Genomic DNA, 14,382 nt, shown 5'->3' with positions numbered 1-14,382 from the left:
CGTTGACGTCGATCGACCGGTTCCACCATCTCGGCCACTCTCCGGTCGATCCCGCCCCCGGCTCCCCCGCACCTGACCCTGCCGTCCGCAACGGCCAGGTGCGCAGGGCGGTGGCCCGGCTGGCCGCCACCCGGCAGGTGCCCCTTCGGGTGCGCTCCACCCGCAGGCAGGAGGGCGGGGAGCCGCGGGTGGACCACTACCTCTTCGAGCACGAGGGCCGCCGGGAGCTGCGCGCGGTCATGCTGGCCCCGCCGGGCCCGGGGCCGTGGCCGGCCGTGCTGGTCTGCGCGGGGCGTAACGCGACCCTGGAACGGGTCACCGGGCTCCTGCCTCCCGACCATCCCGGGCGCGACGTCGCCGCGCACCTGACCCGGGCCGGTTTCCTCACCCTCACCCTCGACCACGGTCTCGACCGCTGGGTGGAGCCCGCCACGCTGGGCGGGCGCGATCCCGGCGACGTGCTGGACGGCACGCTGCGGCTGCGTGGCGGGAGCCTCCTCGGGGCGATGGCGGAGGACGCGGGAGCCGCGCTCGACTGGCTCGGCACGCACCCGGACGTGGCACCCGGGCGGATCGGCCTGTTCGGGCACAGCATGGGCGCGGCCGTGGCGCTGCACGCCGCGCTGCTGCGCCAGGAGCCGCTCCCGCTGTGCGCCGCCAGCCACCTGGGCACGTACGAGACGATGATCGGCCGGTCGCTGGCCTGGAACCAGTACGTCGCCCTGCCGTCCATCCTGCGTCACGCCGACCTCCCCGACCTGTACGCGGCGCTCGCCCCTGCTCCCCTGCAGGTCCAGTACGGCACGGCCGACGGTCGCCTCGATCCCGGCGACGCCAAGACCGCCGGCGAACGGATCGTGAGCGCCCACCCTTCGGCCGAGATCCTGCCGCTGCCCATGGGCCACGGCACCGGCCTGGCCGAAGCGGCGGACTTCTTCACCCGGTCCCTGGCCGAGCCCGCCACCGCTGTGCCGGACGTGCCCGCGGCCAAGGTGGGGTTCGACGTCCGGGCCCGCCTGGACGTCCTGGACCTCGTCGACGACGCCCTCGCCTCCGGCTCCCTCACGCTCGGAACGCGCGGCATCCGGCTGGAGGCGCTCGCGACCGGGGAGATCGGGCGCGGCACGGCGGCGGTGAGCTCGGGTTCCTCCGCGCTGGAGATCGCTCTGCGGATCGTCGGGGTCGAGGGGCGCACCGTCCTGGTCCCGGCCAACACCTTCTTCGCGACCGCGGCGAGTGCCGTCCGCGCCGGCGCCCGGGTCGACTTCGTGGACATGGAGCCGAACGGTCTCGGTATGGACCCCGAAGGGCTGCGCGCCGCCCTCGCCGCCCACGAGGACGTGGCCGCGGTCGTGCCCGTGCACATCGCCGGGGTCGTCCCCGACTCGCTGGCCGAGGTGCTGGCCGAGTGCGACAGGCAGGGGATCGCCGTCGTCGAGGACGCCGCCCACGCCCTCGGCTCCTCGTTGCACGGACGCCCGGCGGGCACCTTCGGCCGGCTGGCCGCCTTCTCCCTGTACCCCACCAAGATCATCACCAGTGGCGAGGGGGGCCTGCTCAGCGCGGACGAGAGCGACCTGAAGCGCGTCATGCACCTGCGGGACCACGGCAAGCGCTCCTTCGAGGAGAACCTCCACGACGATCTCGGCAGCAACTGGCGCATGAGCGAACTGCACGCGGCGGTGGGTCTGATCCATCTGGCCCGGCTGGCCGAGGTGCTGGCCGAGCGTACGGAACTGGCCGCCTGGTACGACGACAGCCTGGCCGGCGTGCCCTCCCTGAAGCGCCCCGCCGTGCCTGCGGGGTGCGCGACGAACCACTACAAATATCTCGCCCTGCTGCCCGAAGGCGTCGACCGCGCGGCGCTCAAGCGGCACCTCCGCGCCGAGGGGGTACGGCTCGCGGGCGAGGTGTACGACGTCCCGCTCCATCGCCAGCCCTACTTCGCCCGGCACTTCGCGAACCGGTCCTTCCCGAACGCCGAGGCGTTCACCTCCCGGCACATCTGCCTGCCGCTCTTCCCCGGTATGGCACGCGCCCAGCAGGAGCGGGTCGTCGGCGCGCTGCGGGACGCGCTGTCGTGACCGGCGAGGTGGTCCTGCCGTTGCTGCGCGCGGGACGGTGGTACCGGTCGATGGACACCGTGCCCGTCCCCGGAGGGCCGTCGCTCTCCCTCGCCCCGGAGATCCTCATCCGCGACGACGGCGCGCGCCTGCGGGCGCGCCGTGCCGCGATGACCGTCCCCTCCCTCGCCCGGCGCCTGGAGATGCTCCGCGAGGCCGTCGCGCTGTTCCGGCACGGCCGCGTACCCGTCGAGTCCCTCGGCGTTCAGGACGCCGGGCAGTTCGACGAGGCGATGCGCGCCACGGCGGGGCTCCCCTCCGCTCTCGTGCGACGCTGGTCGGCGATGCTCGGCGAGCGGCTGGAGGAGATCGCGGCGGACGTGCGCGAGACCGGCGGGCTCACCCTGGTCTCCCTGCCCGCCAACACCTTCACCTGCCTGGAGGGAGTGCTCGAGGCGGCGCTGTCGGGCGCGGCGGTCTGGGTCCGCCCCAGCAGGCGCGAGCCGCTGTCGTCGGCCCGCCTGATCGGGGCCCTGCTGAGCGTGGGCTGGCCGCCGGAGACGCTGGGTTACTACCCGAGCGCGCCCCGGGTCCTGCCCGCGCTGATCCGGGCGACCGACAGGCAGATCGTCTACGGCGGCGACGGCCTGGCCGCGGAACCGGCGATGGACACGCCGTCCCTCGATCTGCGCGGCCCCGGGCGGGCCTGCATGATCGTGGGCGCGCGGGATCCGGTGTATCCCGAGGAGCTCGCCTTCAGGATCGCGCGGGACGCGGGCCGTTTCTGCACCTGCGTGTCCACGGTGGTCTGCCTGCGGACGGCCAGGGAAGCCGCCGTCGAGCGTGGTCGCGCGGTCGCGGCGGTGCTCGACGGCATCTCCCTCGACCCGTCCGACCTGCGTCTGCCGCAGGCGTCGTGGCCCGAGGCCGACGCCGTGCGCATGGCCGCGTTCGTCTCCGACCGGCTCCTCCCCGGCGGGCGCGTCCTCACCCGGCGGCCGCTCCTGGTCAGGTCGGGTGGGCTGACGTTCCTCGCGCCCACCCTCGTGCACGTCGACGACGTCGGTCATCCACTCGTCGGCTGCGAGCTGCCCTTCCCCTTCGCCGTCGTCGTCTCCACGGACGAGGCGGGAGCGCGTGGCGTCGCCGCCGGGTCCCGCTTCGTTCACCCGGCCTGCTTCGCGGCCGTTCCCCAAGGAGTGTCGTCCTGAACCCGAGCAGTCATCTCCTTCCTGTCGGCTCCCTGCTGGACGCCATGCGAGAACAGATCCCCCCCATGCGCGAGTCCCTCGACGAGTGGACGGCGCGCATGATGAGCTGGCACTTCAGTGAGGAGAGCGGCTCACCGTTCTGGCTGGCGCGCAGGAGCCGCCTGCCCTTCGACCCGATCCGCGACGTCACCGACTACGCCTCCCTGCGCCTGTTCGGCCTGTTCGACAAGACCGATCTGCGGGGGGTGAGCGCGCGCGACCTCGTGCCCAGGGGCTTCGCGGGGCGGCCGTTCCGCGTCGTGGAGACCGGCGGGACGTCCGGGCCGCCGTACCGGGTCGTCGATGTGACCCGTGCCGTCTACGACGTGAAGATGTACCGCGTCATGCTGGAGGCCCGCGGCCTGCTCGGCGGCGACATCCTGGCCATGACCCCCAGCGGCCCGCACGCCTACGGGCACTTCGTCAAGCTGCTCGGCGACAGCTGGGGGGCGGCGGTCTTCTCCGTGGACTTCGACCCGCGCTGGGTGAAGCACCTGCTTCGCGCCTCCTTCGGCGACGGCGCCGACGCCTACGTCGAGCACCTCGTCGCGCAGACGGCGGACCTCCTGCGGGAGGAGCGGGTCAGCCTGCTCTTCACGACCGCCAAACTGCTCCTGTCGCTCGCCCCCGCGCTGGACAAGCCTCTCGCGGAGTACGGCGTCCGCGCCGTGTGCACCGGTGGCACCTCCTGCTCCCCCGAGGAGGCGCGCTATCTGCGCGAGGAGTATCTGGACGGGGTCCAGTGGATCGACACCTACGGCAACACCCTCGTCGGACATGCCCTCCAGGGTGACGCCATCTCCCCCGACGAGCCGCACAGCTACCATCTGCCGCCGCCCTTCGCGGTCATGCACGTCGTCCGGCCCGACGACGTGTGGCAGGAGGTCGCCGCCGGCGAGCGGGGCCGGATCAGGGCGGTGACCCTCCTGGAGGACCTCTTCCTGCCCAACCTGCTGGAACGGGACAGCGCCGTCTCCGCCCCGCCGCATCCCTGGTTTCCGTGGCCGGGGGTCGCGCGAGTGGGGCCCTACGAGGCGGAGGACGCCGACCAGATCACCGAGGGGGTCTACTGATGCCAGGAGACAGGCGAGCCGTCTCCTCCAACGGCGTGCCCATCCCGTTCACCGACGAGTTGTTCGCCCCGCTTGCCGACAGCAGCGCGCTGCTCGGCGATCCCGAGGCGCTCAGGCGGCGGTTCCACGACGACGGACTGTTGCTGCTGCGGGGGTTCCTCGACCGCGAGGCGGTTCTCTCCCTGCGGGGGGCGTACCTGTCGGCGTTTCCCGAAGGTCTGCTCAGGCCGGGGACCACCCCCGAGGAGGGCGTCTTCTCCGGTCGCCCGCCGGAGGGGCTGCCCTCCCACGGGGTGAGGGACCACCCCGCCCACGACTTCGTGCGTACGGAGCGGTTCGCCTCGTTCGCCCGGCAGCCGGCCCTGACGGAGCTCGCCTCGACCCTGCTCGGCGGCCCCGTCCGGCTGCTGCCCCGGGGCATCCTGCGCCACTTCTACGCGGGCTCGCTCCGGGCCTCCCGCGCCCACACCGATCACGCGTACATGTCCCAGGGCAGCGACCGCGTCCTGACGATGTGGATACCCGTCGGCGACTGCCCGATGGAGACCGGGGGCCTGGTCTACCTGGAGGGCTCGCACCGGGAGTCCGCGGAGCGGTTCGATCCGGCGCGGCTCAGAACCGATCGGGCCCACGACTCCCGGCCGATCAGCCACGACCTCCAGATGACGGCCCGCGTCGTCGACCGGCGATGGTTGTGGAGCGACTACGAGGCGGGCGACCTGACCGTGCACAACCCGTACGTGGTGCACGCCTCCCTCGACACCGTGACCGACGTCATGCGTGTCTCGGCCGACGTGCGGTTCATCCGCGAGGAGGACGAAGTGGACCCCAGGTGGATGAAGGAGTGGGCCGGCGATGACGGCGCCTGAGAACATGACCGAACCCGCGTCAGGAGGACGGCCTCCCAAGGATCCGCCCGGGGTGGACTCGCCCGCCGGTGAGCCGCCGGGGACGCCTCCCGAAGCGGTGATGTCGCGGGCCGCGGGCCTGACCCGCCTCGCCGCGATGTCGGCGTTCCTGATCGTGGGGATCTCCTACGCCAGCTTTCTGATCAGGGTCCCCTCGCTGAAGGTGGAGCACGATCTCTCCGCCGGGCAGCTCGGCCTCCTGCTCGTCGTCCCCTCCGTCTCCGCCCTGGTCGCCATGCAGCTCGCGGGTGGCCTGGTGGCCCGGTACGGCAGCGCGCCGATCGCCCGGGTGACCGGGGTGGCGCTGCCGCTCTCCCTGGTCGGCCTCGCGCTGGCCTCCGATCCGATCCAGCTCGCCGTCGCACTGGTGATCTTCGGTCTGATCGACGGGCTTCTCGACGTCTCCATGAACGCCCACGCCATCGCGGTCGAGCGCGCTCACAAACGGTCCGTCATGAACCGCTGCCACGCCGCCTGGAGCATCGGCGCGATGATCGCCTCCGTGCTGGGCGGCCTCGCCATCCAGGCCGGTCTCACTCCCATGTCGCACTTCTTGTGGCTGGGCGTGGCCGTGGCCCTGTTCTCGCTGGTCACCGGGATGTGGATGCTGCCGGCCTCGGCCGACCGGCACGCGCCCCAGGAGGGCGAGAAGAAGGTCCGGGTGAAGTGGCGGGACGGGTGGACCCCTCGGGTGCTGATGTTCGGCGCGATGGGCGCCGTCATCCTGATCCTGGAGGGCGCGGTCGGTAACTGGAGCGGCGTCTTCCTCCTGGAGGATCGCGGCGCCACCCTCGCCGTCGCCTCGCTGGGATACACGTTCTTCAACCTGTGCCAGACCGCCGGCCGCCTCGTCGGTGACCGCCTCCACGAGCGGTACGGCGCGCCCGCCCTGGTCAGGGTGAGCGGTGGCATCGCCCTCTGCGGCCTGCTGATGGTCGTGCTCAGTCCCGGGATCGTCGTCGCGATCGCGGGTTTCGCGGTGGTGGGGATCGGCCTCTCGGTCCTGCTCCCCCTCATCTTCAGCGCGGTGGGGCACGGCGGCGCGGAGGGCCTCGGGGCGGCCGCGGCACTGGCCAGGTTCACCACGCTGACCTATTCGGGACTGCTGCTGGGCCCCGTCCTGGTCGGCTGGTTCGCCGAGTTCGTGGGCCTGGCCGTGACCTTCGCCGGGTTGCTCGTCCTGCTGGCGCTGGTGGTCCTCAATGCCAGGTCCACGGGCACGGCGGATCGCGCGGATCGCAAGGAGCCGGCGCGGGAGGCGTAGGAGGAGCGGCTCAGACGAGGGAGCGGACCGAGCGGACCGAGCGCAGCGGCTGCCAGCCGGCGGAGTCGACGGCCTCGGGCGACAGGATGTGGTCCAGGACCATGTGGGCGCAGCCGATGATCCCGGCGCTCGGGCCGAGTCGGCTGCGCTCTATCCGCAGGTTGCGGGTGGCCAGCGCCGTCGAGCGGCGGTAGATGACCTCGCGGACCCCCGAGACCATCGGCTGGAAGGTCTCCGCGACGTCTCCGCCGAGGACGACCACCGAGGGGTTGAGCAGGTTGACCGCGCTGGCGACGACCTCGCCGAGCATTCTGGCGGCGTTGCGGACCACGGTCATGGTCTCCGCGTCCCCTGCCCTGACCAGGCTCACCACGTCGGCGAGGCTCGTGACCTCGTGCCCCCTGGCACGAAGCTGACGCAGGATCGCGGTGCCGCTGGCGACGGAGTCGACGCAGTCGATGTTGCCGCAGCGGCAGAGGACGCCCCCGCCGTCGCGGACCGGGATGTGCCCGATCTCCCCCGCGGCGCCCAGCGCCCCCCGCAGGATCTCGCCCCCGGCGATCACTCCGGAGCCGATCCTGGTGGAGACCTTGATGAACAGCAGGTCGTCGGCCTCGCCCGCGTAGATCTCGCGGTGCTCGCCGATCGCGATGACGTTCACGTCGTTGTCGAGGAAGACCGGGGCGGGGAAGCTCTCGGCGATGATCGGCGGGATGGCCACACCGGTCCAGCTGGCCATGATCCGGGCGCTCTCGGTGCGGCCGGCCGCGAACTCCACCGTGGCGGGGACCCCCAGGCCGACGCCGCGGACCAGGGAGACGGGGCGGTCGCCGAGCAGCTCGCTCCAGCTCCGCATGACCAGGGGCAGGACGACGTCCGGCCCCTCCTCCACGTCCACCGAGAGGGCGGTGTCGGCCAGCACCTTGCCCGCGAGGTCGCAGACGGCGACCTGTGCGCGGCTCGCGCCGAGAGAGCCGACCAGGACGACCCCGCCTGAGGCGTTGAAGACCAGGCGGGTGGGCGGGCGGCCTCCGGTGGAGGGGCCCTCACTGTCCTCCACGACGAGGCGCCGCTCCAGCAGCTCGGTGACGCGCAGGGACACGGCGGGTCTGGACAGGCCGGTGACACGCCCTATGTCCGCTCGGGTGGCGGCCTCGCCCGAGCGGATGAGGCGCAACACCTCACCGCTGGTGGCCAGCGCGGCGGCGGGACGTCGAGGCATCCGCCAAGTGAATCACACCCACTTAGGAAATGAAAACTTCATACTTTCTCATCTCAAATTACAAAACTCCGCTTGTGTAGAGCGCAAGATCTAGCTAGTGTCCGATCTATCCCCAAATTCGATAGATCATCACGGAGAGTTCCCCCGATGTCCGAGACCCCGCAACCCGCCGACCTCATCGTCTTCGGCGGCACCGGCGACCTCTCCATGCGGAAACTCCTCCCGGCGCTCTACCACTCCGACCGGGACGGGCGTCTCGCCCCCGAGACCCGCGTGATCGCGATGTCCCGCGGCGGGCTCGACGACGCCGACTTCCGCGGCAAGGTGGACGCCGCGATGCGCGGCTCGGTGCCGCAGGACGACCTCGACACCTGGCGGCGCTTCCTCGGCCGCCTGCACCACGTCACCATCGACATCAGCGGCCAGGACCCCACCGGGTGGACGAGACTCGCCCGGACGCTCGACGGGCACGAGCACCGCGACCGGGTGTTCTACCTGGCCAGCCCGCCCATGACATTCGGCCCGTTCTGCCGCGAGGCGCACCGCGCCGGCCTGGTCACCCCCGCCTCGCGGGTGGTGCTGGAGAAGCCGCTCGGACGCGACCTGCGCAGCGCGATGCGGATCAACGACGAGGTCGGCGCCATCTTCGACGAGCGGCAGATCTACCGTATCGACCACTACCTGGGCAAGGAGACGGTCCAGAACCTCCTCGTGCTCCGGTTCGCCAACGCGTTCCTGGAGCCGATCTGGAACTCCCTGTGGATCGACCACGTCCAGATCACCGTCGCCGAGACCGTCGGCACCCCCGGCCGTCGCGGCTACTACGACCACGCCGGCGCGCTGCGCGACATGGTGCAGAACCACCTGCTCCAACTGCTCTGCCTGGTGGCGATGGAGCCGCCGTCGCGCAACGACCGCGAGTCGATCCGCGACGAGAAGGTCAAGGTCCTCCAGGCTCTGCGGGCCATCACCGGCGGCGAGGTGGACCGTTTCACCGTGCGCGGCCAGTACACGGCGGGCGAGTCCGGCGGCGTCCCGGTGCCCGGCTACCTCGACGAGCCCGACAACACCGCGCCCACCGACGACTCCCGCCGGGTGGAGACCTTCGCCGCGATCCGCGCCGAGGTGAAGAACTGGCGCTGGGCAGGGGTGCCGTTCTACCTGCGTACGGGCAAGCGCATGCCGCAGCGCTGCTCGGAGATCGTGGTGCAGTTCAAGGACGTGCCCCACTCGATCTTCCCCGGTAGCACGCCGAACCGGCTGGTGCTGCGGCTGCAGCCGAGCGAGGGCATCCAGCTGAACATCATGGCCAAGGAGCCCGGCGCGGGCGAGGTGGCGCTCAAGCCCGTCCCGCTGAGCCTCAGTTTCGCCGAGACCTTCACCGGCCGGGTGCCCGAGGCCTACGAGCGGTTGCTCATGGACGTCCTCGCCGGCAACCCGACCCTGTTCATGCGGCGCGACGAGGTCGAGGCCGCCTGGCGGTGGATCGACCCGATCCTCGACGAGTGGGAGTCGCGGGGAACCCCGCCCGAGCCGTACCCGGCGGGCAGCGCGGGACCCGCCGCGGCCCACGAGCTCGTCGGCCGCAGCGGCCGCGTCTGGCACGAGGAGGGGGCGGAGTGAGCGCGCGAGCCGACCGCCCTGACCGAAGCGACCACCCCGGCAACGATGACGCCGACCACGATCGAGGAGTCCGGATGCACCCCGTGATCCAGGAGGTGACCGACCGTCTGGTCGAGCGCAGCCGCCCCAGCCGCACCGCCTACCTGAACAGGCTGCGCGCCGAGGCCGAGGCGGCCCGCCTGCGCGGCCCCGCCAGGGCGAGCCTGGGCTGCGCGAACCTCGCGCACGGCTTCGCCGCCGTGGGCGAGAGCGACAAGCGGGACCTGCGCGCCAACGTCAAGCCCGGCGTGGCGATCGTGTCGAGCTACAACGACATGCTGTCGGCGCACCAGCCCTACGAGACCTACCCGGCGATCCTCAAGGCGGCCGTCAGGAAGGCCGGCGGCGTCGCGCAGTTCGCCGGGGGCGTGCCCGCGATGTGCGACGGCGTCACGCAGGGCCGGGCGGGTATGGAGCTTTCGCTCTACAGCCGCGAGGTCATCGCGATGGGCACCGCGATCGCGCTCTCGCACGACATGTTCGACGCCTCCCTCATGCTCGGCGTCTGCGACAAGATCGTTCCCGGCCTGCTGATCGGGGCGCTGCACTTCGGCCACCTGCCCGCGGTGTTCGTCCCCGCCGGTCCGATGACCTCCGGTCTGCCCAACAAGATCAAGGCCCGCACCCGGCAGCTGTTCGCCGAGGGCAAGGTCGGCAAGGGCGAGCTGCTCGACGCCGAGGCGAAGTCGTACCACTCCCCCGGCACCTGCACCTTCTACGGCACCGCCAACTCCAACCAGGTCATGATCGAGGTCATGGGTCTGCACCTGCCGGGGTCGACGTTCGTCAACCCGCGTACCGAGCTGCGCGAGGCCCTGACGAAGGCCGCGGGCAGGCGGGCGGTCGAGCTGACCGCGCACGGCTCCGAGTACACCCCCGTCGGCGAGGTCGTCGACGAGAAGGCGATCGTCAACGCCTGCGTGGCACTGCTCGCGACCGGCGGCTCGACCAACCACACCATGCACATCGTCGCCATCGCCGCGGCGGCCGGCATCGAACTCCTGTGGGACGACCTGGCCGCGCTGTCGAAGGCGGTGCCGCTGCTGACCCGCATGTACCCCAACGGTCACGCGGACGTGAACCACTTCCAGGCCGCGGGCGGCATGCAGGTGCTCATCGGCGACCTGCTGGACGCCGGGCTGCTCCACCGCGACGTGCTCACGATCGCCGGGCGCGGGCTGGACCACTACCGCTCGGCCGCCGAACTCAAGGAGGGCGAGCTGGTCTGGCAGGAGCGCACCGAGGGCAGCACCGACCTCGACGTGCTGCGCCCGGTCTCCGAGGCGTTCTCCGCAGACGGCGGCATCCACATGCTCGACGGCAACCTGGGCCGCGCGGTCAGCAAGGTCTCCGCCGTCAAGGACGAGCACCTCGTCATCGAGGCCCCGGCCAAGGTCTTCGACGACCAGCTTGAACTGCTGCGCGCCTTCGACGCGGGCGAGCTGGACGGGCAGGACTTCGTGGCGGTCATCCGCTACCAGGGACCGAGCGCGAACGGCATGCCGGAGCTGCACAAGCTCACCCCGCCGATGGCGGTGCTGCTGGACAGGGGGCAGCGGGTGGCGATCGTCACCGACGGCCGCATGTCCGGCGCGTCCGGCAAGGTCCCCGCGGCCATCCACCTGTCGCCGGAGGCCGCCGACGGAGGCCCCATCGCGCTGGTGCGCGACGGCGACCCCATCCGCCTCGACGCCGCCGCGGGCACCCTGGAGCTGCTGGTCGGCGCCGAGGAACTGGCCGCCAGGCCCCTTCAGGGCGCGCCGCTCACCGACGCCCAGTGGGTGGGCACCGGCCGCGAGCTGTTCGGCGCCTTCCGCCGCACGGCGGGCCCCGCGGAGCGCGGCGCGGGCGTCTTCGCCCTGAACGGCCACGCCGAGGCCGTCGCGAACGGCACCCGCCCGGCGACCGCCCAGAGCGGAATCCGGGCGTGAGCGTGCACATCGTCTCCTTCGCACGGTCCGCGAAGGAGATCTCGTGAGCCTTCCCTGGCTCGTCGCCGACATCGGCGGCACCAACGCCCGGTTCGGGCTGGTCACCGAGCCCGGTGGACAGCCCGAGGCGGTGGCCGTGCTCGCGGGCGCGGAACACGATGGCCTTCCCGAAGCCGTAGCCGCCTATATCGCAGATCATGCGGGCGGAGTTCAGCCGGGAGCCGCGTGCGTCGCGATCGCGGGGCCCGTGGAGGGCGACCGCTATCGGCTCACCAACTCCGGGTGGACCGGGTCGGTACGCGACCTGGGCATCCCGAACACCTGGCTGCTCAACGACTTCGAGGCCCTGGCCGCGTCCCTGCCGTACCTGCGGGGCGACGACCTGGTCTCCCTGGGCGGCCCCGAGCCCTCGCGCGGCGTCAAGGCCGTACTCGGGCCGGGGACGGGTCTCGGCGTGGGCGGTCTGGTGCCCGCGGCCGAGGGCTGGGTGCCGATCCCCGGGGAGGGCGGGCACGTCACGGCGCCCGTCCTCGACAGGCGGGACCACGAGATCGTCCGGGCACTGCGCGCGGACGGCCTGGAGCACGTGGTGGCCGAGCACCTGCTGTCCGGGCCGGGGTTGTCGCGCCTGCACCGGGCCCTCGCGCTCGTCCACGGAACGGACGCGCCGACACTGTCCGCCTCCGACATCGTGGCCCGGATGGACGATTCGCTGTGCGCGGAGACCGTCGAGGTCTTCTGCGCCATGCTCGGCACCTTCGCCGGGAACGTCGCTCTCACCCTCGGCGCGCGGGGCGGCGTCTACCTGGGCGGCGGCGTGCTGCCGCGTATCGTGGACCGGGTCCGCTCCAGCGACTTCCGCCGTCGCTTCGAGGCCACCCCGACCCTGAACGACTACCTTTCCGACATCGCCACGGTGCTGATCGTGGCCCCTCAGCCCGCTCTCACCGGCGCGGCGGCCTGGCTGAGCCGGCGCCTGTCCAACCTGGAGTTCGTATGAGTCTGCTCGACATCGCCCCGGTCGTCCCGGTCGTCGTGATCGACGATCCGGAGACCGCGGTCCCCCTGGCCCGCGCCCTGGTCGCGGGTGGCCTGCCGGTCATCGAGGTGACCCTCCGCACCGCCGCCGCCCTGGACGCCATCACGCGCATCGCCGCCGAGGTCCCGGAGGCGGTGATCGGCGCGGGCACCATCCGCACCCCGGCCGACGTGGCGGCCTCCGTCGCGGCCGGCGCCAAGTTCCTGGTCAGCCCGGGGACCACCCCGGGGCTGGTCGACGCGATGGAGGTGAGCGGGGTGCCGTTCCTGCCCGGCGTGGCGACCGCCTCCGAGGTCATGGCGCTCGCCGACCGCGGGGTGACCGAGATGAAGTTCTTCCCCGCCGAGGCCGCCGGCGGCCTGCCGTACCTGAAGGCGCTCGGCGGCCCGTTGCCGCAGGTCAAATTCTGTCCGACGGGCGGCATCAAGCTCGCGACGGCCCCCGACTACCTCGCGCTGCCGAACGTCGGCTGCGTGGGCGGGACCTGGCTCACCCCGGCCGACGCGCTCGCCGGCGGCGACTACTCGCGCATCGAGAAACTGGCCGCCGAAGCGGCCGCCCTCCGCTGACTCCGCCGCCCCCGCGACTCCTCCCGGGTGCCGGCCCTGGAGAAGCGGACTGAACCGCGCACGGACCCCACGCGTATCTCGCGGCGAAAGGCACTCCCTCACAGAGGAGCCATGAATGCGAGTACGCACCGTCACGATCTGCGCCACGGTCCTGGTCATGGGCGTCGCCGGTACGGCGTCCGCCGGGACCCATCAGACGCGGGCCGGAGCGAAACAGGCCGGGGCCGCGAGCGGTCCCGAGAAAGCCGGTCAACAGAGCCTGCGAAACCATTTCGCGGTCACCAACCTGGTCTCGGACGTCAGCGGGCGGGCCGCGGTCACCGACCCCGCGCTGGTCAACCCGTGGGGACTGGCGATGGGCAAGACCCTCTGGGTCTCGGCCACGGGCACCGGCATGGCCACCGTCTACTCCGGCGGCGCGGGCACCGTGAAGCAGGAGAAGACCCAGGTCCGCGTCCCCGGCGGCAGGCCCACCGGGCAGGTCGTCAACATGGGCGAGGAGTTCGTCGTGAAGGGTCCCGGTGGTTCCGGGCCGGCCACGTTCATCTTCGCCAGCCCCAGCGGGGCGATCACCGGCTGGAACGCCGAGGCCGACCCCGACGACGCGATCATCAGCGCGTTCGTCAAGGGCGCCGACTTCAAGGGCCTCGCCCTCGCCGAGACGAACCGGGGGCCGATGCTGCTCGCCGCCGACTTCGCCCGCAACCGGATCCACGTCTTCAACGGCGACTTCGACCGGATCTCGATGGGCCGCCGCGCGTTCCAGGACCCCGGCCTGCCGGAGAACTACGCGCCGTTCAACGTGGAGGTCGTGGGCAACTCCGTCCTCGTCGCGTACGCCAAGCGCGACCCCGAGACCGGCAAGTCCGTGGCCGGGCAGGGCAAGGGGTTCGTCAGCCAGTTCAACGGCTCCGGCCGCTTCCTCGGCCGCTTCGTCGCGCGCGGAGCCCTCAACGCTCCCTGGGCGATGACGCTGGCCCCGAAGAACTTCGGCAAACTCTCCGGTGCCCTGCTGGTCGGCAACTTCGGCGACGGCCGCATCAACGCCTACAATCCGCGCAACGGCCGCCCGCTCGGCCCGCTGCGCTCCTCCGACGGCAGGGCCATCACCCTGAGCGGCCTGTGGGACCTGGAGCCCGGCACCGAAACCGTTGGCGGCACGAACTCCCTGTGGTTCAGCGCGGGCAGCGACGGCGGCACGCACGGCCTGCTCGGCCTGATCAGGCCCGGTGGAGCGGCCACCTCGACGACCTCCCCCACGGGCGGCTCCTCCCCCACGCCCTCCTCGCACCCGAGTTCCCACAACTCCGGCTCCAACAACTCCGGTTACAACTACTGACGGACCATCGACGGGCGTCAGGGCCCAGGGCTTTCCCGGCGGCGCCGGCACCCCCGCACCAG

At 72.2% G+C, this 14,382-nt stretch carries 11 protein-coding genes; 10 read left to right on the top strand and 1 reads right to left on the bottom strand.

Annotated elements, in window-relative coordinates:
• The first annotated feature begins 2 nt into the window (after window positions 1-2).
• From ABZ664_RS10025 to ABZ664_RS10005, 5 genes are read left to right on the top strand one after another with little or no spacing between them, the layout of a single operon-like run.
• Complete coding sequence (locus tag ABZ664_RS10025; RefSeq protein WP_362505880.1) at window positions 3-2,084, top strand: DegT/DnrJ/EryC1/StrS aminotransferase family protein; 2,082 nt, start codon at window positions 3-5, stop codon at window positions 2,082-2,084.
• Window positions 2,081-3,274 (top strand): hypothetical protein, encoded by a 1,194-nt coding sequence (locus ABZ664_RS10020; RefSeq protein WP_362505877.1) that lies wholly within the window; start codon window positions 2,081-2,083, stop codon window positions 3,272-3,274. The genes ABZ664_RS10025 and ABZ664_RS10020 overlap by 4 nt, the downstream gene beginning before the upstream one ends.
• 44 nt (window positions 3,275-3,318) lie before the next feature.
• Entirely contained in the window at window positions 3,319-4,386 is a 1,068-nt protein-coding gene (locus ABZ664_RS10015) for a hypothetical protein (RefSeq protein WP_362505874.1), read from the top strand.
• On the top strand, window positions 4,386-5,255 hold the full coding sequence (locus tag ABZ664_RS10010) for a phytanoyl-CoA dioxygenase family protein (protein WP_362505871.1): 870 nt from the start codon (window positions 4,386-4,388) through the stop codon (window positions 5,253-5,255). The genes ABZ664_RS10015 and ABZ664_RS10010 overlap by 1 nt, the downstream gene beginning before the upstream one ends.
• A complete protein-coding gene (locus ABZ664_RS10005; protein ID WP_362505868.1) occupies window positions 5,242-6,558 on the top strand; it encodes an MFS transporter in 1,317 nt (438 codons plus the stop codon). Before ABZ664_RS10010 ends, ABZ664_RS10005 begins: the two co-directional genes overlap by 14 nt.
• A 10-nt stretch (window positions 6,559-6,568) precedes the next feature.
• Here ABZ664_RS10005 and ABZ664_RS10000 read toward each other — a convergent pair whose 3' ends face one another.
• Window positions 6,569-7,780 carry an ROK family transcriptional regulator gene (locus ABZ664_RS10000; RefSeq protein WP_362505865.1) on the bottom strand — a complete coding sequence of 404 codons (1,212 nt, stop codon included), beginning with the start codon at window positions 7,778-7,780 and terminating at the stop codon, window positions 6,569-6,571.
• Between the two features lie 147 nt (window positions 7,781-7,927).
• Between ABZ664_RS10000 and zwf the strand changes: the two genes are divergently transcribed.
• The 5 genes from zwf to ABZ664_RS09975 all read left to right on the top strand — a co-directional run bounded on the left by zwf (window position 7,928) and on the right by ABZ664_RS09975 (window position 14,320).
• A complete protein-coding gene (zwf, locus tag ABZ664_RS09995) occupies window positions 7,928-9,403 on the top strand; it encodes a glucose-6-phosphate dehydrogenase (RefSeq protein WP_362505862.1) in 1,476 nt (491 codons plus the stop codon).
• A 74-nt stretch (window positions 9,404-9,477) separates the two neighbouring features.
• Complete coding sequence (edd, locus tag ABZ664_RS09990; protein WP_362505859.1) at window positions 9,478-11,373, top strand: phosphogluconate dehydratase; 1,896 nt, start codon at window positions 9,478-9,480, stop codon at window positions 11,371-11,373.
• 43 nt (window positions 11,374-11,416) lie between these two features.
• Window positions 11,417-12,373, top strand: coding sequence for a glucokinase (locus tag ABZ664_RS09985; protein ID WP_362505856.1), 957 nt, complete (start codon window positions 11,417-11,419; stop codon window positions 12,371-12,373).
• On the top strand, window positions 12,370-12,981 hold the full coding sequence (eda, locus tag ABZ664_RS09980) for a bifunctional 4-hydroxy-2-oxoglutarate aldolase/2-dehydro-3-deoxy-phosphogluconate aldolase (RefSeq protein WP_362505853.1): 612 nt from the start codon (window positions 12,370-12,372) through the stop codon (window positions 12,979-12,981). The genes ABZ664_RS09985 and eda overlap by 4 nt, the downstream gene beginning before the upstream one ends.
• 115 nt (window positions 12,982-13,096) lie before the next feature.
• Window positions 13,097-14,320 carry a TIGR03118 family protein gene (locus tag ABZ664_RS09975; RefSeq protein ID WP_362505850.1) on the top strand — a complete coding sequence of 408 codons (1,224 nt, stop codon included), beginning with the start codon at window positions 13,097-13,099 and terminating at the stop codon, window positions 14,318-14,320.
• The last annotated feature ends 62 nt before the right edge of the window (window positions 14,321-14,382 follow it).

The sequence above is a fragment of the Streptosporangium sp. NPDC006930 genome (genome assembly GCF_040635605.1).
Lineage (GTDB): Bacteria > Actinomycetota > Actinomycetes > Streptosporangiales > Streptosporangiaceae > Streptosporangium.
Note: the sequence above shows the minus strand (reverse complement) of the source record. Positions and strands in the feature narration are given on the sequence as shown.

Bases quoted from the DNA above. Each gene is read 5' to 3' on its own strand.
- ABZ664_RS10015 (WP_362505874.1), top strand. From the start codon at position 3,319: ATGCGAGAACAGATCCCCCCCATGCGCGAGTCCCTCGACGAGTGGACG.
- ABZ664_RS10010 (WP_362505871.1), top strand. From the start codon at position 4,386: ATGCCAGGAGACAGGCGAGCCGTCTCCTCCAACGGCGTGCCCATCCCG.
- ABZ664_RS10005 (WP_362505868.1), top strand. From the start codon at position 5,242: ATGACGGCGCCTGAGAACATGACCGAACCCGCGTCAGGAGGACGGCCT.
- ABZ664_RS10000 (WP_362505865.1), bottom strand. From the start codon at position 7,780: ATGCCTCGACGTCCCGCCGCCGCGCTGGCCACCAGCGGTGAGGTGTTG.
- zwf (WP_362505862.1), top strand. From the start codon at position 7,928: ATGTCCGAGACCCCGCAACCCGCCGACCTCATCGTCTTCGGCGGCACC.
- edd (WP_362505859.1), top strand. From the start codon at position 9,478: ATGCACCCCGTGATCCAGGAGGTGACCGACCGTCTGGTCGAGCGCAGC.
- eda (WP_362505853.1), top strand. From the start codon at position 12,370: ATGAGTCTGCTCGACATCGCCCCGGTCGTCCCGGTCGTCGTGATCGAC.
- ABZ664_RS09975 (WP_362505850.1), top strand. From the start codon at position 13,097: ATGCGAGTACGCACCGTCACGATCTGCGCCACGGTCCTGGTCATGGGC.